At 41.7% G+C, this 23,908-nt stretch carries 22 protein-coding genes and 1 tRNA gene; 17 read left to right on the forward strand and 6 right to left on the reverse strand.

What is annotated here, in order from left to right; all coding sequences use genetic code 11:
* Positions 1–166 precede the first annotated feature (166 nt).
* Together H3V01_RS08220 and mutS are read right to left on the reverse strand one after the other, a co-directional pair.
* Positions 167–243, reverse strand: a tRNA-Met gene (locus H3V01_RS08220).
* 70 nt (positions 244–313) lie between these two features.
* The gene (gene mutS / locus H3V01_RS08225) at positions 314–2,926 is read right to left on the reverse strand and encodes a DNA mismatch repair protein MutS (RefSeq protein ID WP_198186518.1); all 2,613 of its coding nucleotides are present in this window, start codon (positions 2,924–2,926) and stop codon (positions 314–316) included.
* Between the two features lie 194 nt (positions 2,927–3,120).
* On the opposite strand from mutS, the gene mltA reads away from it, so the two are divergent.
* The 10 genes from mltA (at position 3,121) to rpoH (ending at position 13,536) form a co-directional block, all read left to right on the forward strand.
* Positions 3,121–4,449, forward strand: coding sequence for a murein transglycosylase A (mltA, locus tag H3V01_RS08230; protein ID WP_198186519.1), 1,329 nt, complete (start codon positions 3,121–3,123; stop codon positions 4,447–4,449).
* Positions 4,450–4,589: 140 nt separating this feature from the next.
* Complete coding sequence (locus H3V01_RS08235; protein WP_037393692.1) at positions 4,590–6,044, forward strand: hypothetical protein; 1,455 nt, start codon at positions 4,590–4,592, stop codon at positions 6,042–6,044.
* Entirely contained in the window at positions 6,041–7,189 is a 1,149-nt protein-coding gene (locus tag H3V01_RS08240) for a hypothetical protein (RefSeq protein WP_096766398.1), read from the forward strand. The genes H3V01_RS08235 and H3V01_RS08240 overlap by 4 nt, the downstream gene beginning before the upstream one ends.
* 20 nt (positions 7,190–7,209) lie before the next feature.
* Entirely contained in the window at positions 7,210–7,746 is a 537-nt protein-coding gene (locus H3V01_RS08245) for a GTP-binding protein (protein ID WP_025331723.1), read from the forward strand.
* A gap of 5 nt (positions 7,747–7,751) precedes the next feature.
* Positions 7,752–8,411 (forward strand): hypothetical protein, encoded by a 660-nt coding sequence (locus H3V01_RS08250; protein WP_025331722.1) that lies wholly within the window; start codon positions 7,752–7,754, stop codon positions 8,409–8,411.
* 21 nt (positions 8,412–8,432) lie between these two features.
* Positions 8,433–8,798, forward strand: coding sequence for a roadblock/LC7 domain-containing protein (locus H3V01_RS08255; RefSeq protein ID WP_025331721.1), 366 nt, complete (start codon positions 8,433–8,435; stop codon positions 8,796–8,798).
* A gap of 509 nt (positions 8,799–9,307) precedes the next feature.
* Entirely contained in the window at positions 9,308–9,823 is a 516-nt protein-coding gene (gene ybeY / locus H3V01_RS08260; protein WP_198186520.1) for an rRNA maturation RNase YbeY, read from the forward strand.
* A gap of 2 nt (positions 9,824–9,825) precedes the next feature.
* Positions 9,826–10,662 (forward strand): HlyC/CorC family transporter, encoded by an 837-nt coding sequence (locus H3V01_RS08265; RefSeq protein WP_198186521.1) that lies wholly within the window; start codon positions 9,826–9,828, stop codon positions 10,660–10,662.
* 274 nt (positions 10,663–10,936) lie between these two features.
* Positions 10,937–12,457, forward strand: coding sequence for an apolipoprotein N-acyltransferase (gene lnt / locus H3V01_RS08270; RefSeq protein ID WP_198186631.1), 1,521 nt, complete (start codon positions 10,937–10,939; stop codon positions 12,455–12,457).
* Positions 12,458–12,687: 230 nt separating this feature from the next.
* The gene (gene rpoH / locus H3V01_RS08275; RefSeq protein ID WP_084563183.1) at positions 12,688–13,536 is read left to right on the forward strand and encodes an RNA polymerase sigma factor RpoH; all 849 of its coding nucleotides are present in this window, start codon (positions 12,688–12,690) and stop codon (positions 13,534–13,536) included.
* Positions 13,537–13,702: 166 nt separating this feature from the next.
* Here rpoH and H3V01_RS08280 read toward each other — a convergent pair whose 3' ends face one another.
* Positions 13,703–14,545, reverse strand: a complete 843-nt coding sequence (locus H3V01_RS08280; RefSeq protein WP_096766393.1) for a DUF3579 domain-containing protein — start codon at positions 14,543–14,545, stop codon at positions 13,703–13,705.
* 536 nt (positions 14,546–15,081) lie between these two features.
* On the opposite strand from H3V01_RS08280, the gene H3V01_RS08285 reads away from it, so the two are divergent.
* Positions 15,082–15,420: a P-II family nitrogen regulator gene (locus H3V01_RS08285; RefSeq protein ID WP_096766392.1), complete on the forward strand. Its 339-nt coding sequence runs from the start codon at positions 15,082–15,084 to the stop codon at positions 15,418–15,420.
* Between the two features lie 30 nt (positions 15,421–15,450).
* Positions 15,451–16,776 (forward strand): ammonium transporter, encoded by a 1,326-nt coding sequence (locus tag H3V01_RS08290; protein WP_198186522.1) that lies wholly within the window; start codon positions 15,451–15,453, stop codon positions 16,774–16,776.
* 104 nt (positions 16,777–16,880) lie between these two features.
* On the opposite strand, the gene H3V01_RS08295 is transcribed toward H3V01_RS08290, so the two are convergent.
* From H3V01_RS08295 to orn, 3 genes are read right to left on the reverse strand one after another with little or no spacing between them, the layout of a single operon-like run.
* On the reverse strand, positions 16,881–17,354 hold the full coding sequence (locus tag H3V01_RS08295; RefSeq protein ID WP_096766391.1) for a CinA family protein: 474 nt from the start codon (positions 17,352–17,354) through the stop codon (positions 16,881–16,883).
* The gene (pgi, locus tag H3V01_RS08300; RefSeq protein ID WP_025331710.1) at positions 17,335–18,996 is read right to left on the reverse strand and encodes a glucose-6-phosphate isomerase; all 1,662 of its coding nucleotides are present in this window, start codon (positions 18,994–18,996) and stop codon (positions 17,335–17,337) included. Before pgi ends, H3V01_RS08295 begins: the two co-directional genes overlap by 20 nt.
* A gap of 45 nt (positions 18,997–19,041) precedes the next feature.
* The gene (gene orn / locus H3V01_RS08305) at positions 19,042–19,590 is read right to left on the reverse strand and encodes an oligoribonuclease (RefSeq protein WP_025331709.1); all 549 of its coding nucleotides are present in this window, start codon (positions 19,588–19,590) and stop codon (positions 19,042–19,044) included.
* Positions 19,591–19,926: 336 nt separating this feature from the next.
* On the opposite strand from orn, the gene H3V01_RS08310 reads away from it, so the two are divergent.
* The 5 genes from H3V01_RS08310 to rplW all read left to right on the forward strand — a co-directional run bounded on the left by H3V01_RS08310 (position 19,927) and on the right by rplW (position 23,905).
* Entirely contained in the window at positions 19,927–21,213 is a 1,287-nt protein-coding gene (locus H3V01_RS08310; protein WP_084548676.1) for a M48 family metallopeptidase, read from the forward strand.
* Between the two features lie 2 nt (positions 21,214–21,215).
* Entirely contained in the window at positions 21,216–22,100 is an 885-nt protein-coding gene (gene rsgA / locus H3V01_RS08315; protein ID WP_096766389.1) for a ribosome small subunit-dependent GTPase A, read from the forward strand.
* A gap of 229 nt (positions 22,101–22,329) precedes the next feature.
* Positions 22,330–22,974, forward strand: a complete 645-nt coding sequence (rplC, locus tag H3V01_RS08320) for a 50S ribosomal protein L3 (protein WP_037394597.1) — start codon at positions 22,330–22,332, stop codon at positions 22,972–22,974.
* Positions 22,974–23,594, forward strand: coding sequence for a 50S ribosomal protein L4 (rplD, locus tag H3V01_RS08325; protein ID WP_025331819.1), 621 nt, complete (start codon positions 22,974–22,976; stop codon positions 23,592–23,594). The genes rplC and rplD overlap by 1 nt, the downstream gene beginning before the upstream one ends.
* Positions 23,591–23,905: a 50S ribosomal protein L23 gene (gene rplW / locus H3V01_RS08330; protein ID WP_025331706.1), complete on the forward strand. Its 315-nt coding sequence runs from the start codon at positions 23,591–23,593 to the stop codon at positions 23,903–23,905. Before rplD ends, rplW begins: the two co-directional genes overlap by 4 nt.
* Positions 23,906–23,908 lie beyond the last annotated feature (3 nt).

The following is a 23,908-nucleotide window of genomic DNA, read 5'->3' on the forward strand; positions in this document are numbered from 1 at the left end:
ATCAATCAGCTTGTTATGAAATGGATAATTAAGATAAATCGCAACTACTAATAAAAATAAATAAGTAAAATCGGCAATCGAAAACCAGAAATATCTATTTTTGAAAAGATGTTCAGAGAATGAATAAAACAAAATGTCCTGTTTAAAACAGGACATTTTAGAAATCTGGATGCGGGGGCAGGATTCGAACCTACGACCTTCGGGTTATGAGCCCGACGAGCTACCGTGCTGCTCCACCCCGCGTCTGGTAAGGGAGCTATTATACGGATAATCAGCCTTATGTCAACTAAAAAACCGATTTTCTATGCATTTTTTATGATGACTGATGATTTTGCCAGCAGTTCACCAGATCATAAATAGCAGCCAGTGCTGCTTTAGGTGTCAGTTCATCAGGCTTTAGTGCATTTAGCTGAGCGCATAAATCAGCAGGAATTGCCGATATAGCAACATGATTAATATCAGTATCCATCATGGTTTCTTCTTCGCTGTCTGCTGCCTGAGCCTGAAACATATCCAGTTGCGGCTGCTCGGAAGCTGCATGCTGTTCAAGTGTTTGTAAATGGCGGTAGGCGGCACTTAGTGCCCGCGCCGGCAGTCCGGCCAGTTTCGCTACTGCTATCCCATAACTTTTACTTGCTGGTCCGGATTCAATATGATGCAGAAAAACAATATCCTGTCCTTGTTCCAAAGCCGCAAGATGCATATTGAATGCGTGTGCATGCTGCTCAGGTAAGCGGGTTAACTCAAAATAATGGGTAGCAAAAAGAGTGTAACTGCGATTTCTTTGCAGTAAATGTTCTGCAATGGCCTGCGCCAGAGCCAGACCATCAAAGGTAGATGTGCCACGGCCAACTTCATCCATTAATACCAGCGATTGTTCCGTTGCATGATGCAGAATATAAGCCGTTTCCGACATTTCTACCATAAAGGTAGAGCGGTTACCTGCCAGATCATCCGAAGCACCAATACGGGTAAATATCTGGTCAAATTCTCCCAGTGTACAGCTGTCTGCAGGTACCGGAGCACCGATATGCGCCAGTAACACAATTAAGGCTACTTGTCGCATATAAGTAGATTTACCCCCCATATTCGGACCGGTTAAGAGCATCAGGCGCCGTTTTTCATCAAGACGCGTATCATTGGCGGTAAACTGTTTAACTTGCGCAGCCACTACCGGATGACAGCCATTTTTAATCTGTAAACATGGGTAGTTTACCAATTCCGGAAAACAATAATGTTCGGTGCATGCATATCTGGCCAGTGTATTTAATACATCCAGACTGGCTGCCGCACGGGCGCAGCGCTGTAATACCGGCAGTTTACTTTGTAATTGCAGTAACAGCGTGTCATATATCTGTTTTTCCCGTTCCAGTGCATTTTGCTGTGCACTTAATACTTTTTCTTCGAAATCTTTTAATTCAGGCGTGATATAACGTTCCGCATTTTTCAGAGTCTGGCGTCGCTGATAGTCTGCCGGAGCTTGTTCAGACTGTACCTTGCTCAATTCAATATAAAAACCATGCACACGGTTGAATTCAACTTTCAAACTGGATAAACCTGTGCGTTCCCGTTCCCGGTTTTCCAATTGCAGCAAAAAATCATCCGCATGATTCTGTAAACGGCGTAATTCATCCAGTTCCGCATCAAAGCCATCATTAATCACCCCACCGTCGCGCAACCATATCGACGGTTCAGGCATAATCGCCATATTTAACTGTTCGGCAACCGGTGCGGCTGGTGGGAACTGTTCCAGCAGAGTTTGTATCAGGCTGCTATTCTGGACGGATTCTTCTAAACGGAATTCTGCCAGAATAGTCAGACTATCCCGTAAAGCAGATAAATCACGAGGGCGGGCACTGCCAATAGCAATTCGTGCGGCAATACGTTCAATATCTGCTACCTGATGTAGCATGGATGTTACTTGTGCCTGCTGAGAGGTCAGCTCTGCAACTGCCTGTTGCCGGGCTATAATTTGCTGACGCTGACGCAATGGCTGATGTAACCATTGTGCCAGCAGACGACTGCCCATATGAGTTGCACACTGGTCTAAAACAGAAAATAGTGTCGGTGCTTTTAAACCGCTTAAAGTCTGAGTTAGTTCCAGATTGCGGCGGGTTGCCGCATCCATACCAATATAAGCAGATTCCTGTTCCAGTGACAGGCTGTCTAAATGTTTAGGTAACTGCATTTGGGTTTGCTGCACATAGTTCAGCAAAGCACCCGCAGCACCGATTGCTGCATCATGCACTCCCGGTTGTAAACCGAAAGCACGTAAATCCTGACTGCCAAAATAACGCTCAATCATACGGGCACCAGTATCAGCAGCAAATTGCCAAGCGTGTAACCGGGTTAGCTGCCGGTCATAGCCACTAAGATTCAATTTTTCCTGAGTCTGATCAGAAAGCAGTATTTCTGCAGCCTGCAAACGTGCCAGCTCATTAGGCAATGCTTCAGGAGTAATGATTTTGCATCTGAATTCTCCGCTTTGCAGCGAAAGCCACGCTATGCCAAGCTGTTTTTTCAATAAAGAAACGGCCACAATACGGTTGGTCTCTTTATCTTCAAGTAACGCCGTATCAGTCACTGTACCCGGTGTCACAATACGCACAACCTGCCGTTCTACCGGTCCCTTATTTGCCCCCACTTCACCCGTTTGTTCACAAATAGCTACACTTTTACCCAGTTTTACTAGCTTAGCCAGATATTGTTCGGCTGCATGATAAGGTACACCGGCCATTCTGACCGGTTCCCCGTTAATCTGTCCGCGAGTAGTCAGCGTTATATCCAGCAGACGGGCTGCTTCAACGGCATCTTCCAGAAACAGTTCATAGAAATCCCCCATCCGGTAAAACAGTAATTTGTCCTGATGTTCAGCCTTAATAGACAGGTATTGCGTCATCATCGGTGTGAGGGCGGGTTTACTCATAATGTGGAGAATATTTGAATTGATTAAAAAAACGCTATTGTAACAGAGTGTTTACATTCAGTTTATACAACACCAAATATCACTGCCTAAAATCAGTTATTCAGTAGTTCATTGTTTAAAAGCGTGACGGACTGTCATAATGATGTAAAAATAGAGTTTATATTATCTGTATCGATCTCAATTCCTATTAAAAAATGTCAAAAATCTTGCCATCAAAGAAATTCAGCCTAATTCGCTGCGGGATACTGTGCTTCTGTGTTTTATTTCTGAGTGCCTGTCCTCATGTCCGTAAACCTACAGATAAAATTCTTCCAGGCGAAACCGGTTCAGTAACACCGAGTAAACCGTTACCTCGGAATTATGTCTTTACCCCGGGGAAAGCTGGTGTCAGTTATCGGGTTGTTTCTTATCAGGAATTGCCACAATGGCCGATTCAGTCGTTTGTTGAAAGTCTGGATGCATTCAAAACCAGTTGCACCAAACTACAAATGCAGCCAGCCTGGCAGCCAGTATGTCAGCAGGCAGCACGCACATCCAGACATAACCAGCATGCCAGAGTATTTTTTGAAACTTATTTCACGCCATGGGAAGTCAGCCAGAACGGACAGCTGGCCGGTACTGTAACCGGCTACTATGAACCAATGCTGCCGGGCGATACCAGACAGACTGCACAGGCGCGCTTTCCTATTTATGGTATTCCCAGCGATTTTATCGTCGTTCCGCTGAATGCCGGACAGCGTCAGGGTGTTGTACGTATCCGACTTACTGGAGCAAATAGCGGCGTCATTACACCTAACGGAGATTACACCGCTAATCTGGCCTCCTTTCCCCTGAATGAGAAAACACGGGCACTAAAAGGCCGCATCAGTGGTAACCAATTAATTCCGTATTACACCCGTGCCCAGATTAATGCAGGCGCACTTAATGGCAAAGCCCCTGTTCTGGGTTATGCTAATGACCCAGTAGAATTATTTTTTCTGCACGTACAGGGGTCGGGGCAGTTAAGAACACCTGACGGCCGGATGCTGCGCCTCAGTTTTGCTGATAAAAATGACTACCCTTATGTATCAATTGGAAAATATATGGCTAACAAAGGCTATCTGCCACTTGCACAAACCTCAATGCAGGGTATTAAAGCCTGGCTACAGCAACATCCGCAGCAATTGGCTGAAGTCTTAGGGCAAAATCCAAGCTATGTCTTTTTTCGCACATCTGCAGAACCAGCCAGCGGACCAACCGGTGCATTGGGTGTACCCCTTACCAAAGGATATTCTGCTGCTGTCGACAGCCACTTTATGAATCTGGGTGCCCCATTATTTGTTGCTACTACCCATCCCGCTAATGGTTTTGGTTTAAACCGGTTAATGATGGCGCAGGATACCGGCAGTGCTATTAACGGTGCAGTAAGAGTAGATTATTTCTGGGGTTATGGCGATGAAGCCGGTGCTTTGGCGGGGAAAATGAAATATCCCGGATACGTCTGGCAACTATTACCTAACGGAATGTTGCCCCAGGTTAAATAAAAATCTGGCGAACAAATGCAAGCTAAGGTAAAATAGTTACAGTATTGACAATTGTATGTGAAGCGTTACCGTAAATGAAAAACATGCATTTAACCATGCGCTCATGCATCTGGCAGCTAATTATAAAAGGGATGTAAATTATGGAATTATATTTACCTATTGCCCTTTTGGTTATCTTGCTGGCTGTATTGCTCGTGCTGAAAAAGCGGCAGAAAGCGGCAGGACAAGGCAAAAGTAAAAGTTCGGTCCGCAAAAAGCAGTCCGCATCTAAACAAAATAAAAAGACAGATAAACAGGCTGCTGAAGCCCAGAATACATCCGAAAATGAGGATGCTTCAGCTTCTCTGGAGGATGAGGATTGGGACTGGCAGTTAACCACCAGTCCGGATAAATCCACGGTTTCTGTCGCTACTGTAGATCATCTTACTGAATATAAAGTTTATAAACAGTTTGGTTATTTTCAGAAAGCAGCTGATTCACTCGGTGCATATCTGGAGCAGAATATTGCCCAGCAGAGTCCAGCAATGGCAAATACTCTGGTCAATGAACTGGCTGCATTATGCTTAGATGCCAAAAATTCAGATAAACTTGCTGAAGTAATTGATCAATATCGTAATTATTTCCAGCGGCCTGAATTAGAAAATCTGATTCGCCAGGGGCTTGCACTTGATGAAAATCATCTGGGTCTGCGCGTGCTTGCAGAAGATCTGCTGCAATGGGATGTCAAGGAAACGGAAAAAGAAGTAGGCATCAATCAGGATAAAAAACCTGAAGATATCCGGCCTGAAGCAGAATCCTCTGCTAATAAACAAAATGCTGAGGAGCAGCCGCACGAACTGCTGGTAGAAGGTAATCTAGGTAACTTTAAAATTCGCGGTGATGAGCGTGATGTTCTGCTGAGTTTTTCCAAACCCGAAAACAGCTACGTGTTGCTGAAAGAACAGTTGCCCTATGATGCAGCCATTCGCTGTCTAAATAAAGCAATTAAAACATCCAGAAAACCAGCAGGTATGATTATTGATGCTCTGGTGCTGGATTACAGACATAATAATATCAATGTATTTGCACAGCATTTATGGCGTTTGTATTATACTTTGGGCCAATATGGTAACGTCGTAAAAGAACGTATGCTGGGTTGGGGATACAGTCTTGGTAACCATCCAATGTTTGAACAGCTGGAGACTAAGCCTAGCGAAACGATATTACGTGATATCGGCGTGACTCAGGGCTATCTGCCTATGAACAGCAGTGCCCTTAAAGCTAAACGCCTGTCATTGGTCGATAAAGCCTCTTCAGAGAATGACGTGGCCGAAACACCTGCAGAACTTGTATTGCGGGATGTGGAGTCGTTGCTTACCTTTGGTCAGTTTGATGAAGCAATGGATTTACTGGAAAAATCAGTCCTGCTTTATCCGCAAGAGTCACAGCTTTACATTACTTTATTTGACTTATATGAACGTGCAGAAGAATGGTCACGTCTGGAAAAAATGTTACAGGTAATTCGCGCTGAAATTCAGACGCCACCTGAAGAAGTTGTACTTGCTATGAGTCAATTATTGAAACGTATTAACCACGGTGGTGTGCAAAATCAATGATGAACAATTCAATACCCAAAGTAAAAACTGCCTATGTTTTGCTCGTCAATGTGGATGATCGCCAGACAGCCATGTTGCGCATGGCATTTAAAATGTACAATAGTGTTAATTACCAGCTGATTCAGCCTGAAGATAATCTGCAGCCTGAACTAATTCTGGTGGATGGTGACGCTGATGATGGTGAAGAGCTCTGGCATAAGGCAAAAAAGAAATTTCCTGATGCTGTAGTAGTCTTTTTTGGTCGTAACTCTCCTTCATTTACGGCTCCTTATCTGATGAAACCTATCAGATTCGATACTTTGTTTCAGCATTTACGCAATTTGCAGCAAGGTAACGGGGTCTGGCTTGCTGATAAAGCTGCTGCACAGAAAGAAACAGCTAATGAAAAGGCTGAATCTGCTGTACATCAGACAAACAATACCGCAGAGCATGCACATCAGTCAGTAACCGTAGCGCGCTTTCATACTCAGGGAACACTACTGGGCATGGTACAGAAGCTCGCGCAGCAATCCGAAGATACAGCAATTCTTTTTGACAATAAGCCAGTATTAATTGTATTTCCGAGTGTTGAAAAAGTATTACTGGCTGTTGAAAGTGATGCTTTGCAGCAACTATGTATGCAAACAGATGCCGAATGGCAGACTAAAGCAGTACCTGCTTCTGCACCAACGGCACAGTTGCATGATAAAGCTAAACTAACTTTGCAATCCTGTATATGGCAGCTGTCAATCTGGACAGCGCGAGGTCGTCTGATTGAGCCTATTACGCCGGATACAGTGATCAAACTGAAAGCATGGCCAAATATGACTCGGTTGGCTTATTTGCCTGAAGCCATGCGTCTGTCTGCTTTTCTGGTGCGAACTCCTGTGGCACTGAATACTTTATACAAGCTATTACCAGTTTCTTTAGAAGATGTTTTAAACTATATAGCTGCTACTTATTCAATTGGTGCCTTGATTGTTGAGCAACAGTTGACTTCTCCTGCTGCACAACAGGAGAAAGAAATGGTTCTGACCAGAAAAGCACCACAAGCAGCCACTACTAAACCGGCAAGTGGTACACAAACAACAGAATATGAAGAAAGCGATGAAGACAGGCCGAAGGGTTTACTGGCACGTTTGATGGGTCGCTTACGTGGCAACTAATACCTAAACAGGGAGTAATCATGGTTGAAAATAAAATTATATTTACCGGCCCGGTTGGGGTGGGAAAAACAACTGCCATTGCTGCATTATCGGATGATCCTCCGGTACAGACGGATGCCAGTGCTTCAGATATGACTCAGGATAGAAAAGGTCATACTACCGTTGCCATGGATTATGGTGTTATTCGGCTGGATGAGCATACTAAAGTTCATTTATACGGTACACCAGGTCAGGAGCGCTTCGATTTCATGTGGAGCATTTTGAGTAAGGGGAGTATGGGTTTAATTCTGTTGCTGGATAATACCAGACAGAATCCATTGAAAGACTTGAAGTTTTTCCTTACTTCATTTCATGATTTACTAGAAGATGCCCCGGTTGTGGTTGGTGTAACTAAAATGGATATCAATCCTCAGCCGGGTGTGGATGTTTATCAGCAGTATCTGGCACAGCATAAGCTCAATGTACCTGTTTTTGAAGTTGATGCTCGTAATGAAGATGATGTAAAACAACTTGTTACTGCTATGCTGTACTCTATTGATCCAGGTTTAGAAGGGTAGTCAGTATGGAATCTACATTACAGCTACATCATGATCTATATCCCAAAGTGATGCCGGCCGGTGCATTCTATGCAGTATCCAGCCCAAGTCACAGCGCCAGCCGTATGTTACTGGCCAATATTCTTCAGGCGGATATTAATTCGAGGTTAACCGAAGATCGTTTGAAGCAATGGGCTGAAACAGATGATGTTCATACAGCATTGAATTTGTTATATCGCTTACAGCGTCTGGAGTTTTTATACGGTGAAGCTAAACCCAGCTCTCAACTGGTTAAAGTAACTTCAGACGGATTTGAGAATATTCTGGGTCAGTTATCAGATAGTCATAAAGCTCTGTTAGTTGATCAGGACGGTTTTTATTTTGCTAATGTCGGTTTTAATCACGAAACTGCTGAAGAAGTGGCCAACCTTGCCAGTGAAGCAACGCGACTGACCGAAAAGCACAGCCTGCTGATTAAAAATAACCTCAATATATACAACAACGCTATCGGGATCTGTGATCCTGCCGGTCAGAGTGAATTAACATTCTTCCCTCTATACATAGGGAATACCAAAAATATTTTGGTAACGGCCGGATTACCACTACTTAATAGTGAAGCTTTTGTCACTATGGTGCGTGGTCTGTACGTATTGGCGGGTGAAGACATTCATGTGGTAAATGAATAACATCAATAGAAAGACATCAAGATGCAAGAACAATTACTGGTTTCGGTATTAAGTGATTTAAACAGCTCTTCGGCTGATATTACTGCATCTGCTGTAATTTCCTCCGATGGTCTGCCGGTAGCAACCTTGTTACCGAATGGTGTTGATCCAGACCGCGTTGGTGCAATGGCAGCAGCTCTGCTTGCTTTGGGTAACCGTACCTCCCGTGAGTTACAGTGTGATGAACTCGAACAGGTTATGGTAAAGGGTAAACATGGTTATATTCTGCTAATTCAGGCAGGTGAGACCAATGTGCTGGCAGTTACTGCTAACGAAGGCGCTAAGCTTGGTCTCATTTTATTGGATGCCCGCCGCGCAGCACGTAGTATTGTAGATATTTTACGCTAAATTATCATATATAATGAAAGCCCTGTTTTCATATATTTAAGCAGGGTGAGTAATTTTATATCAAAGAGGTAAATTGATAAGTGGCTTAGAATAGCAGTATATTTTAAATTATTTGAAGCAATCAATTTACCAGATGTCTTTTGCCATAAGTATATTCATATTTGAATAAAATATTGAATTTACTTATGGATTTTGTTTATTGACGAAAGAAATAGTCTTAATTATTCATTAATCAGCTATATCTATTAGTGAAATATCAAAATATTGTTTTTAAAGCCTAGTATTCATTAACTACTGAAATAATAAATACCTTAATCTTAAAATAAGAACCAAAATATTTTTAAAAACACTGAATAAATAAATTTTTATTGGTCAGATTTTTAATACGAATAGTAGTAATTGGAATGAAATATCGGATTTTTAAGGTAATTAAAACGAAATAGGAGTAGTTAGTGCATTTATCAGTAGCACTTGCTAAAATATATCCATTAGGATCCAAAATAAATTAGATGAAAATTGCCAAAAAAAAGCCGGTTTTACAGCATTTGAATCAAATATTCAGTTTAAATGTCGATAATCGCAGTAATACCAGCCTTGTTCCTACTTATAGACAGTGGCGGCAATGGATATGGCAAACGTGTAAAAATAGTTATAAACGAGCCAATATTGCCATATTACTATGTAATGAAGATGAGGCATGCCAATTTAATCATAATTATCGAAACAAAAATTATGCAACTAACGTTCTGAGTTTCGCACTCAACGAAGGCGAAAGCATGTATTTGCCTGATTGTTCAGAACTCAATGGCGATCTGATTTTTTGTCCTTCGGTGATAGAAAAAGAAACCGCTGACCAACATAAATCAGTGATAGCGCATTACGCCCATCTGACTGTCCATGGTGTTTTACACCTGATGGGTTATGATCATATTGATGATGATGAAGCAGAAATTATGGAAGCGCTTGAAATTCGTATTCTGCATCAGTTAGGATATACTAATCCCTATATACAGGATGAATATTGATTATGGACGAAAGTTCATCGAAACCCGGATTTTTTGAGCGACTGGTTAATCGTATATCTGGAGAGACGCCGGATACTGAAGAAGACGTACTGCAAACATTGCGGGAAGCCCATGAACGACAGGTTTTTGATGCAGATACCCTACAATGTCTGGAAAATGTACTGGACTTTGCTGATCTGGAAGTACGCGATGCGATGATAACGCGCAGCCAGATGGATGTGATTAAGATTGATGATTCATTAGACAAAATTATTACTTATATCATTGATACTGCTCATTCTCGTTTTCCGGTAATTGGTGAGGATAAAGATGAAGTTCTGGGTATCCTGCATGCAAAAGATTTACTCAAATACTGGAATAAAACAGAGCATTTTCAGCTAGAACAAATATTGCGTCCTGCTGTATTTGTTCCGGAGGGTAAATCACTGAATACATTGCTGAAAGAATTCCGTGAGCAACGTAATCATATGGCTATTGTTGTTGATGAATATGGCGGTACTTCCGGACTGGTAACATTTGAAGATGTAATAGAGCCTATCATTGGTGATATCGAAGATGAATTTGATGAAGATGATAGTGCTGATAATATTTTTGCAGTGTCTGCTGAGCGGTTTCGCGTTAATGCGGTGACAGAAATAGAAGATATCAATGCATTCTTCGGTACTGATTATTCTGATGAAGAAGTAGACACTATTGGCGGTCTGGTTATTCAGGAAATAGGCCACATGCCAGTACGAGGTGAAAAAATTACCATTGGTAAATTAAACTTCACAATAGCCCGCGCTGATGCACGGCGCTTACAGACACTAATGGTAACTGTTAAACATGATGTAGATTAGTATACTTAATGCGGTTGCGCATTGAAAATTTTTTTATTTACATTGTTTTAGCTACAGAAACATAGAGATAGCTTATCAATCCGTATTTTATAGAAGACAATATTTATGGTAATTAATAATATATTGTATTGAAAATATATTATTAAAATATAATGAATATTGATGTTTGCCATTCATGGCTAATGTAATTATTAAATTTTAATTTAGCTGTCTAAAAGCTGCGGAGATTTATGTGACTGCTCAACTGGAGATAGCTGCACAACATTCTTCTGCTATGAAGTGTCATGCTATTTTAGCTAAAGCATGGGTGTACTGGCCGTTATTATTTATATCTGCGGTTCTGGTACCATTTACCTTTGCTCCTTATTATCATTATTGGTTATTACCAGTTTTACTGGCAGTATTGCTGATTTTGCAGAGTGTACGGCCACAATGGCGTATCAGGACAGCCTATCTGTGGGCATTAACTGCATATACATCATTACTCTACTGGATAGATATTGCTTTACATGATATTGCCGGATTAGCGCAAATTTGGGCCTGGCCGCTGACATTGATATTACCTGCTTATTTGGCCATTTATCCTGCTATAGTATTCTGGTTACTGGGTAAATTCAGGTTTTCAGGCACTATTTGCCATACTATTGTATTGCCTTTGTTATGGTGTCTGGCTGAATTTGTCCGTGAACGTGCACTAACAGGTTTTGGCTGGGGCATCTGGGGTTATAGCCAAATAGCAGATTCGGCTCTGGCCGGTTATGCACCAGTGGGTGGTATTTTTCTGGTTACACTGGTTACTGTAGCCAGTGGTGCCTGGCTGGCTGAGTTGGTACTGGCAAAAAGCTGGAGAGCAAAGATTAGCTGTGGTGTTGCTTTAATAGGTGTATGGTTGCTTGGAGCAATATTATTACAGTTTCACTTTACGCAGTCAGATGGCACTCATGTCAGGATTGCTCTGGCACAAGGGAATATTCCGCAGTCATTCAAATGGGATGAGCGGTCACTACAGCCAACCTTACAACGTTATTTTGATCAGATAGCCAGTACCCATGCAGATATTGTTATTTTGCCAGAAACAGCGATTCCGGTAATGCGTCAGGATATGCCTGCTGAGCTATTAGATGAATTTGCTCAGCTTGCGCGCAGCCATGGTTCTGCACTCGCCGTGGGTATTCCGCAATATACGGCAGATGGAACCGGTTATCAAAATGCAGTGATTAATTTTACAGCTACTCCTGTAACAGCCGGATTGCCTTTCTATGCAAAAAATCATCTGGTTCCGTTTGGTGAGTATATTCCTTTTCCGGCTTTACTGGGCTGGCTGTATAGTAAGATGGACATGCCACTGGTCGGTTTTTCCGGTGGTGGTATAGGACAAATGCCTTTACAACTGGCTAATCAGCATATTGCATTTAATATCTGTTATGAAGATGGTTTCGGAGATGAACTAATTGCTACAGCCAAACAGGCGAGTTTACTGGCAAATGTAAGCAATATGGCCTGGTATGGAAAGTCACATGCTATGCAGCAGCAATTACAGCAATCTCAGGCACGTGCATTAGAAACAGGGCGCTATATGGTTCGTGCAACCAATACAGGAATGACTGCAATTATTAATCCTAAAGGGAAAGTTGTGGCACAACTCAAACCTGATACTGCATCTGTATTAGAAGGTGAAATATCCGGTTATAAAGGTAGTACACCCTATATGCGACTCGGAAGTAGCTGGCCTTTAGCTTTGATCAGTCTGTTTTTACTGTTAATACTAGGTATTTATGGACATTATCGCCATTGAATAAACTAAACTAATGTGTATAATGATAAATTTATACAATCAAAATTTTAAATATACATTATTTTTCCTATAATGAACAAATCATAAATAGTAATTGAAGTACATTAATATTTTAATTACAATGATAAATTATTAACTCAGTTATTAATTGGTTTTCCTGAAATAAACAATGTGTTATTGTAGGGAACGAAAAATAATTAAATAGCTGGGCACACAGAGAAAGGACAGGCATGAATACCGCTTTTGCATTACCCGTGCTGACCGGGCATGGTAGTTTGGAGCAATACATTCATACCGTAAACAATATTCCTATGCTTTCTCCCGAGGAAGAACAGGATTTAGCGGTACGCCAGACCGAAGGGGATTTAGAGGCTGCAAAAAAACTGATTTTGTCCCACTTGCGTGTAGTCGTTTCTATCGCTCGTGGTTATGATGGTTATGGTTTGAATCAGGCTGATTTGATTCAGGAAGGCAATATTGGTTTGATGAAAGCGGTAAAACGCTTTCAGCCAAGTCGTGGCGTACGTTTATTTTCGTTTGCGGTACATTGGATTAAAGCTGAAATACACGAATTTATTTTACGTAACTGGCGTTTGGTGCGTGTAGCTACTACTAAACCACAGCGTAAATTATTCTTCAATTTACGCAGTATGCGAAAATCTATGGCTGCGTTAAGTAACAAAGAAGCACAGTCGATCGCTGATGATTTAGGTGTGAAACTTTCTGAAGTTCTGGAAATGGAACAGCGGATGACAGGTAAGGACATGTCGCTGCTGGCAGAAAATGATGATGAGGATAATTTTGCACCGATAGACTGGCTGACTGACAGTACTACAGAACCAACACAAGTACTGGCGCAGCAGGCACATTATACTTTGCAGACAGAAGGTTTGCAGAATGCACTGGCCAAACTGGATGATCGCAGCCGGCATATTGTTGAAAGTCGCTGGCTGGCAGATGATGGTGGATTAACCTTGCATGACCTGGCTGGTGAATATGGTGTATCTGCAGAGCGTATCCGCCAGATTGAAGCCAAAGCTATGCAGAAATTGCGTGGCTATCTTGCTGAAAAAGAATGAGATTTATATCGTGCTATTCAGAAATATGAAAATAAATTCAATCTGATTTGTAGTATTTTTAAAAACAAATTAATTGAAGATAAATTTGCTATCTTAATAGCTGATATGCTGATAAAAATACAGGATATGAAATATCCTGTATTTTTATATGTTTTGAAAATGTTATTTAATCAAGTTTTTGGCTGAATTTATGGCTGCATAACGTAAAACCGTTTTTCAGATATAAATGATGCATATTGCTACTATCTGAAGATACATTTGAATCAGCATGAATACTGCTACAGTGTTCATTTATTGCAATTGTCTTCAATGTTTCGAAAATCTGGCTAGCCTGCTCATCAGCTATGGGTAAATGAAGGCTGGCTAAATCATCAATATGTATATGGCGTCCAGAAGCAAAGTTAGTCACAATTCGAAAGCCACAAACGGTCACGGCATTCTGTTTACCTTCTTCAAATATCCCCAAAAGACGATAACCTTCGGTCTGCTGAATTTTGACCAGATCCTGAAACTGAGCTATATCACGAATATTGGGATGTAACAGATGCAAAGCTGCAAAAGCAGAACTAATCTCTGCAGGAGTCAGTTCACGTAATTGATTAACCGGAACCTGTGGTTCTATTTCTATTTCTGTTTGAATTGTATTTAATTGTGTTTGTGCTGTTTCTGCATTTTGCTGAGATACAGCATCGGTGAGTGTAATTTGTTTATGTTCCTGTTCTTCTAATAAAGATTTGCAATCCAGAATACGTAGGTCGTTATCACGGGCAAAGTCCATCAGAAAATTGAATGCTGTGCTGCTGATTTCTTCCAGTTTACGATCAACGGCAACACAACGAATATTATCTATTAAAATAGGACGAACCCATTGATGATAAGACAGACGATGTCCCTGATCAAAAGAGGACAATATCCCGCATAAACGCTCGGCCCAGTCACTAGGACGAAAACGTTTATTATTATTAGTCATACCCTGGATAACGATTTCATACGGATTGCAAATTAGCATGTTGACCTCTTGATAGAAACATGAAGTTTCAATAATGCATATATTTATTTTTACTGTCGTGATTAATTATACCTGATACGGCATATTTAATGTATGTCACATGTGTGTGTTTTCTATTGAAATTATTTATGCAAAAAGAATAATAAATGTAATTTTATTTCATCTGCTACTTTTATTCTGTCAGATATAATTTCTGATAAAGATATCATCTGGACTTGTTATGTAATTAAATCTATTGAGCTGATTAGTTTATATGCAGAATTGAAATATAAATGGTTTATATAACTATTTTAATTGTTCTATAGGCTATATCGACCAGATTGATTATGACATTTGTCTGATGGATTCATTAGCAAAAGATAAGATAAATACCCCAGTAATTTTGATACATCTTTGCAGATTTAAAATAAAGATGTATGGTGTAATTAAAATTTTTGCTTGCTGCAAATTACAGAATTAACAAATTGGATTTGATGAATGTCATTAAGACTGTCTTGATGAGCAACATTCAAAAATTCAGAAAAGAGGAGAGTTATATGAAAAAAGTTACAGCGATGATTAAACCATTCAAGCTGGATGATGTACGTGAAGCACTGGCTGAAATAGGTGTGCAAGGAATGACTGTTAGTGAGGTAAAAGGTTTTGGCAGGCAAAAAGGACATACTGAAATCTATCGGGGTGCAGAATATGAAGTCGATTTCTTACCTAAAATTAAAATAGAAATTGTACTCATAGATGATCTGGTAGAGCGGGCTGTTGAAGCGATAATGACATGTGCCAGTACAGGTAAAGTGGGTGATGGCAAAATTTTTGTTTCAGCGGTTGAGCAGGTGGTGCGAATACGTACAGGTGAGTCCGGATCGGATGCTGTATAAATAATCTGAATAATTATTAAGGGAAATACAATGAAGTTGATTGATAAATGTGTAGTAACGACAGCTCTGTTATTACCATTGCCGCTACTGGCTGCTGATTTGTCCGGATGGTGGCGACCGCTGTCTGAGATAAATGCAGGTAATACAGCATGGGTAATGACTTCTGCCGTACTGGTTTTGCTGATGACTGTTCCTGGTCTGGCATTGTTTTATGGCGGAATGGTACGAAAAAAAAATGTACTGGGAACCATGATGCACAGCTTTGTCGTTGCCGCACTGGTGAGTGTGCTGTGGATGATAATAGGCTATTCGTTAGCTTTTACCCCGGGGAATTCATTTATTGGTGGTTTGGATCGTTTTATGCTTGGCGGTATGGGACTGGATAAAACCAGAGAAATGACTACCATTGTTAATGGAGATGGTACTGTTCCTGAATCAGTATTCATGTTTTTTCAAATGACCTTCGCCATTATATCAACGGCTATTGTGACAGGTGCTTTTGCCGAACGTCTGAAATTTTCAGCCTTATTGTTATTTTCCGGTCTTTGGGTTACTTGTGTTTATGTGCCGATATGTCACTGGGTCTGGGGCGGAGGCTTTATGAGTGATACACATACGCCGGTTCTAGATTTTGCCGGAGGAACGGTTGTGCATATTAATGCCGGTGTTGCTGGGCTGGTAGCTGCACTGGTGATTGGCAAACGTCTTGGATACGGTAAAGATGTAATGGCACCGCATAATATGGTACTGACTTTAACCGGTGCTGCAATGTTATGGGTTGGCTGGTTTGGCTTTAATGCCGGTTCAGCAGGTGCTGCGGATGCTTCTGCCGGTATGGCTATGGCTGTAACTCAGATAGCAGCAGCTTCAGCAGCATTAACATGGATGTTATGTGAAAAACTGGCAGGACATAAACCTTCTGCATTGGGTATGGCTTCTGGTGCAGTGTCTGGTCTGGTAGGTATTACACCGGCAGCCGGGTTTGTCGGTCCGCAGGCTGCATTGGTAATCGGAGTATTGACGGCTGTTGCTGCCTATTTTGCCGCAGTGTATTTAAAACGCAGATTCGGTTATGATGATTCGCTTGATGCCTTTGGTATTCACGGCTTTGGCGGTATCGTTGGTTCAATTTTAACCGGTTTGCTGTTCAGTAACGCCATTTTTGGCGGCGAGACGACTATAGGTAGTCAACTGCTGGCACAGATTAAAGATGTGGCTATTACAATCGTATACAGCTTGATTATGACTTATCTGATTCTTAAAATTGTAGCAATTGTGTGTCGTGGTTTACGTATTGATCATGATTCAGAACGAGAAGGTATGGATGTGAGTATTCATGGTGAACGTATTGAATAATTGTGATTAATTATTTGATTTGTTTGAAATGAAAAACTGGCCGGCTGTGAAAAACCGGTCAGTTTTATTTTATCTGCTGGATTTTGATATGTATATAACCTGGTTTAACGGTATAAATATTGACGTAAAAAACGCAATGCGTATCCCACAGCCTGGGTGCGGATTGTATCTCTGTTGCCGTTAAACTGGTAATTTTTAGCCCAGATACGCTGTTTAGTTGCCAGCCCGAACCATACTGTACCAACTGGTTTTTCGGCACTTCCTCCCGTTGGTCCGGCAATACCGGAAATCGAAATAGCATAATTTGCTTTCGAATTAATCAAAGCGCCCAGTGCCATTTCGCGTACACACTCCTCACTAACAGCTCCATAATGGCGCAAAGTCGTTTCATTAACATTAAGCAATTGTTTTTTTGCCTGATTGCTGTAGGTGACATAGCTCATGTTAAACCAATTGGAACTGCCCGGCAGGCGAGTTAGCTCTGCTGCCAGCAGCCCTCCGGTACATGATTCAGCACAGGTTACAGTGTGTCCCAGTTCGTCCAGTTTGGTGGTGATGTCAATTAAGGTTTGTGTCATGATGATGTTTTCTGAAATAGTCAATGAGCCCGTTAGTTGAAGCATCATGGTGTAGCGAATCATTAGTACTTAATTCCGGTTCAATATTTTTAGCCAGAACTTTTCCGTACTCTACACCCCACTGATCGAATGAATTAATTCCCCAGATTACACCTTGTACAAATACTTTATGTTCATACATGGCCAGCAGCATACCCAGATTAAACGGGTTAATTTCATCTATTAAGAGTGTATTAGATGGCTGATTGCCCGGAAATACTTTTTGCGGAGCCATAATATCGCGAGATTTGTTATCCAGATGAATTAACTCGGCATAAGCTTCCGCCAGTGTTTTGCCACGCATAAGTGCTTCAGTTTGAGCAAAGGCATTAGCAACAAGAACTTTATGCTGGGTACTGACATGATAAAAACTGTTAACTGGAACAATAAAATCGGAAGAAATCAGTCGTGGTCCCTGATGCAGTAATTGAAAAAAAGCATGCTGGCAGTTAACACCTTCCTCACCCCAGATTATCGGACCAGTATCAAAGTCCAGCCGTTCTCCATAACGGCTTACCTGTTTTCCATTACTTTCCATGTCCAGCTGCTGCAAGTGCGCAGCCAGACGGCGCAGTCCGTGGTCATAAGGAATGATTGCATGGCTGGTTGTGGTATAAAAGGTGTGATACCACAATCCGATCAGTCCGAGTAAAACCGGAATATTATGTCTTAGCGGTGCATGAAAAAAATGTTCATCCATCGCTCTGCCGCCAGCAAGAAAATCCTGAAAATTTTCTTTACCAATGGCGCAAATAACTGATAATCCAATAGTTGACCAAACAGAGTAGCGGCCGCCTACCCAGTCAAACATGGAGAATGTATGATCTGAAGTGATACCAAAAGCCTGTGCTTTATCAACAGCACTGGTTATAGCTATAAAATGGCGGCTGATATCAGCTTCACTCATTCCCTGTTGTAAAAACCAGTTACGTGCGGTTTGTGCATTCAGCAAAGTTTCAGGTGTAGTGAAAGATTTGCTGGCAATGATAAAAATGGTTGTGGCTGGATTAACTTTATTTAACACCTGAATCAGGTTGGCGCCGTCAACATTGGCAACATAATGAATATTCAGACCAGTTTGCTGAAACGGACGTAAGGCCAGTGTCACCATTTCCGGACCAAGATGAGATCCGCCAATACCTATATTAATAATATCCGTAATACGTTCATTACCAGCTCCGGTATATTCACCATTGCGCACTGATTCGGCAAAGTGGTAGGCTCGTTCCAGTTCCCGATGGATATCTGGTACGATATTATGATCATCAACATACACTTCAGCATGCGGCGGTAGCCTGAGTGCTGTATGTAATACGGCACGATTTTCGCTAACATTAATTTTATCACCGCGGCGCATTTTGTCAGTCCAGCCACGTACATCTGCAATATTGGCCAGCTCAATCAGTAATGCAAGCGTATCTTCAGTAATACGGTTTTTGCTGTAATCCAGTAACAGACCATTTAATTGTTCATGCATTTGTGCAAAACGATCCGGTTGCTGACGGAATAAGTCGCGCATATGCAAGAAACGGGTGCTGCGCTGATGCTGATGCAATTGTGCCCAAATGGCTGTCTGATTAATGGGGCAGGACGGATTGATCATAACCGGAATTAATTTCAGCAAAGATAAATAGGGCAGTATACAAAATCAGCTAGGTATTGTTAAGAAGTGTTCGCGATAATAAGCCATTTCCTCAATGCTTTCCTTAATGTCATCCAGAGCCTGATGTGCACCTTTTTTACTTATACCTTTGACAATGGTAGGATTCCAGCGTCTGGCTAATTCTTTAAGAGTAGAAACATCCAGATTGCGGTAATGGAAGTAAGCTTCCAGTCGCGGCATGTAGCGCACCATAAAGCGGCGATCCTGATGAATGGAATTGCCACACATTGGTGAGGCTTTTTCCGGTATCCACTCACTGATAAAAGCCAGCAATTTTTCTTCAGCCTCAGCTTCTGTTAGCGTTGAAGCTTTTACTTTATCTACCAGACCAGTACGGGTATGCGTAGTGGTATTCCATTTATCCATATGATCGATAATGCTGTCTGGCTGATGAATTACCAGTACTTCAGACTGTGCGAGTATATTCAGGTCACTATCGGTAATGATCATGGCAACCTCTATAATACGGTCTGTATCCGGATTTAATCCGGTCATTTCCATATCCAGCCACGCAAGATTTTTAGCGTTTTGCATATCTTAATCTTGATTAATAATAAAATATGATTTTAGCTTCTTTCTGGTAAGGCTGATAGGTTAAGCTGATTTTTTTACCTATATAGAGCTAAAATCAGGCAAAAGTAATAATAGTTTTAGGAGAACAGACTGAATTTCAGTTATTCTAATTGAATAGATTTTATGCAATGCTGTAAGTAGTTTCGGATATTATCACAAGACAACATACGGTAATAATATATTATTCAGTCAAATAATCATGTTAATTTTAAATAGAAGGATGTTTATTCAGTCACTTTTTAGCCAGTAACAGATAAACTCCGTTAAAATGATTATTTTCAGGTACAAAGTATTTTTATGGTGTTTTATCTTTCTGCCCAAACGATTTATATATTGTTTTTATTATTTTTCATCTGCAGCATATGTGGTCAGTTATATCTTTCTGTTCGCCAAAGTAAAGCTGTACTGGCACATCGTAGCCATGTTCCAGCGGCTTTTGTGCAAAGTGTGTCTCTGGCAGAGCATCAAAAAGCAGCGGATTATACTTTGGCCAAGCAGCGTCTGGCTCGTTATGAAATTCTGTTTCAGGCATTCTTATTGCTAATATTCACACTTGGTGGCGGTCTTGATCTATTAGCGCATTTAAGTCAGAAATGGGTGCAGCACGATATTGCACAGGGAATTGTGCTTATTGGTCTGTTTGCTTTGGTTAATATGATTCTTGGCTGGCCGATCGCCTGGTACCGCAGTTTTTGTCTGGAGGCAAAATTTGGCTTTAACAAAATGACCATGGCTACTTTTATTGCTGATCAGTTTAAAGGTAGTCTTTTAGCCATTATTGTTGGCTTGCCCTTACTGTATATTATTCTCTGGCTGATGCGGATTCTGATTGCAGCAAACTGGTTTGGTGGCGCATGGTGGCTGGCTGTATGGCTGGTATGGGTCAGTTTTTCCTTGTTGCTGATGTGGGCTTTTCCAAAATGGATTGCGCCGCTTTTCAATAAATTTGAACTATTGAAAGATGATGCATTGCGAACCCGGATTGAAAACTTGTTGCAGCGTACTGGTTTTCAGAGTGATGGTATTTTTGTAATGGATGGCTCCAGACGCAGCGGGCATGGTAATGCTTATTTTACCGGTCTGGGGAAACATAAGCGCATTGTATTTTTTGATACCTTACTGAAAGATATGCAGATAAGTGAGGTTGAGGCTGTGCTGGCTCATGAGTTAGGTCATTTTGCCCACAAACATGTATTCAAACAAATGATTGTTACTTTTATATTGGCTTTAATTGTTTTTGCTGTTTTGGGCTGGCTATTACCTCAGACTGGTTTTTATACTGGTCTGGGTGTGCATGAAGTCAGTCATGCTATGGCTTTATTATTATTTATGCTGGTGCTGCCAGTATTTACTTTTCCGTTTTCACCATTGTCGAGTGTTTTGTCCCGTAAAAATGAATTTGAAGCAGACCGTTTTGCAGCAAAATATGCAAATGCCGATGATCTGATTCATGCTTTAACCAAACTTTATCGTACTAATGCCTCCAGTCTGGTTAGCGATATCTGGTATTCGCGGTTTTATGATTCGCATCCGGGAGCACGGGAACGTATTGCTGCATTACAAACAGCCGTAAAGGCAGACTGAGAATGGCACAGCCTGCGAATGAATTATTAACAGCACAGATTATTACCAGTTTCGGGCGCCGCTTCATGGTGCGCACACATGCGGGTAAAACTTATGAAGCCACTACGCGAAAGAAAAGAGTTGATTTTGCCTGTGGTGATGAAGTCCATATTAGTCATATCAATCAGCAGCAGGCTGTAATTGAGGATTATTTACCCCGGCGCAGCCTGCTTTACCGGCAGGATGCTACGCGCAGTAAACTCATTGCGGCTAATGTTACCCTTATGCTAATCGTACTGGCTGCTGTACCGACTCCCAGTGAATTATTATTGCAGCGTGCATTACTGGCTGCAGAGGCTGCGGATATACCGCCACTGATTGTATTAAATAAAGCAGATTTACTACAAAATAAGCTTTGGCTCGAAAAATTGGCCTTTTATCAGAGTCTGGGTTATCAGGTAATCAATATTAGTGCCTTATATAATGTGGCTGAGCTGCGTCAGTATTTACAGGGAGAGCGGGCAATCCTGTTAGGTCAGTCAGGTATGGGTAAATCAACTTTAACCAATGCATTGCTGGGTAATGAACAGGCACGGGTAGGTGATATCTCAGCGGCACTGGATTCAGGTCGTCACACCACGACTCATGCGCAATTATATGATCTGGATGCACACAGTCAGCTTATTGATTCGCCCGGATTGCAGGCATTTGGCTTACATCATTTGTCAGTTAGTAATCTGCTGCATTATTTCCCTGATATGCGTCAGTATATCGGGAAGTGCCGTTTTCATAATTGTACTCATCGTCAGGAACCGGGCTGTGCACTGAAACAGGCTGCGGCAGATGGGAAACTGAAGCCTGAACGACTTCAGTTTCTGCAAAGTATTACTGATGAATTAACCGGATAATATTTATATTCAGGCAGAGTAAAAATACCCGAAATCCAGACTAATAGTCATGTATAAGGCATAAACGTTGTTTTTTTATCTAAAAATCCGTGCTTTACTTGCATAAAAAATTGATTCATGCAGAGTAAACATGATACTATCGCCATCTTGCCGATTTTACGTCGGCAAGATTCTTTATTTGTGCGAGGCCAATCAATCGTAATTGGTCCCTTTATAAAAGGAAATAACTATGACTTTAGGTCTGGTTGGGCGCAAAGTAGGCATGACGCGCGTGTTCGATGAGAACGGCGCATCAGTTCCGGTAACTGTACTGGATATGTCTGCTAATCGCGTCACTCAACTCAAATCCGAAGCTACTGATGGCTACACTGCCGTACAGGTAACTTTTGGTCAGAAAAAAGCCAATCGCGTAAGCAAGGCACAGGCAGGTCATTTTGCCAAGGCAGGTGTTGAAGCCGGTCGTGGCTTGGTTGAATTTGCTGTTTCTGAAGAAAAACTGGCTGAATTGTCTGCCGGTGCTGAAATCAATGTCGGCATTTTTGCAGCAGGTCAGTTAATTGATGTTACAGGTACCAGTAAAGGTAAAGGCTTTTCTGGCACCATCAAACGTCACAATTTTGGTTCTCAGCGTGCTTCTCACGGTAACTCACGCTCTCATCGTGTGCCTGGTTCAACCGGTATGGCACAGGATCCGGGTCGCGTATTCCGTGGTAAACGTATGGCCGGACAGTACGGTAACGTTAAGTCCACCATTCAGAATCTGGAAATCGTACGCGTAGACACCGAACGTCAGTTATTGCTGGTAAAAGGTGCGGTGCCCGGTGCGGTTAACAGCGACGTTGTCGTGCGTCCGAGCGTGAAGGTAGGTGCGTAATGGAACTGAAATTAATTGATGCTCAGGGTCAGGTTGCAGGTGCAGTTGCTGCGTCTGACGCATTGTTTGCACGTGAATACAATGAAGATCTGGTTCACCAGCTGGTTACAGCTTTTCTGGCTAATGCCCGTTCCGGTAACCGTTCACAGTTAACCCGTGCCGAAGTAAAACACTCCACTAAAAAACCATGGCGTCAGAAAGGAACCGGCCGTGCCCGTTCCGGTATGACATCTTCTCCGCTGTGGCGCAGTGGTGGTCGTGCGTTCCCGAATAAACCAGATGAAAACTTTACCCAGAAAGTAAATCGTAAGATGTACCGTGCGGGTATGGCAGCCATTCTGTCTCAGCTGGTACGCGATGAACGCCTGTTTGTAATTGATGAATTATCTGCTGCTACTCCTAAAACCAAAGCATTTGCTGAACAGGTTAAAAATCTGGGTATGGAGCAGGTATTGTTCATTACCAAACAGCTGGATGAAAACGTTTACTTGTCTAGCCGCAACCTGCCGAATGTACTGGTTCTGGAAGCACAGCAAACTGATCCGTACAATCTGTTACGCTTTAAGAAAGTGGTGCTTACCAAAGCAGCAGTTGCACAACTTGAGGAGCAATGGGTATGAATCAACAACGTTTAATGCAAGTGCTCTTGGCTCCTGTTGTTTCCGAAAAAAGCAACATGCTGGCTGAAAAACGCAACCAGATGACGTTTAGAGTATTGCCAAATGCCACTAAACCTGAAATTAAGGCAGCAGTGGAACTATTATTTAATGTGAAAGTGGATTCTGTAGCCACAACCATCATTAAAGGCAAAAACAAACGTTTTGGCCGTACCATCGGTAAGCGCAGTGATGTTAAGAAAGCTTATGTCAGCCTGGCGGCTGGTCAGGAGCTGGATATTGAATCTGCTGCCGCTTCTGCAGATAAGGAATAAGCA

The sequence above is a fragment of the Snodgrassella sp. M0351 genome, assembly GCF_016100575.1.
In the GTDB taxonomy this organism is placed as follows: Bacteria; Pseudomonadota; Gammaproteobacteria; order Burkholderiales; family Neisseriaceae; genus Snodgrassella; species Snodgrassella alvi.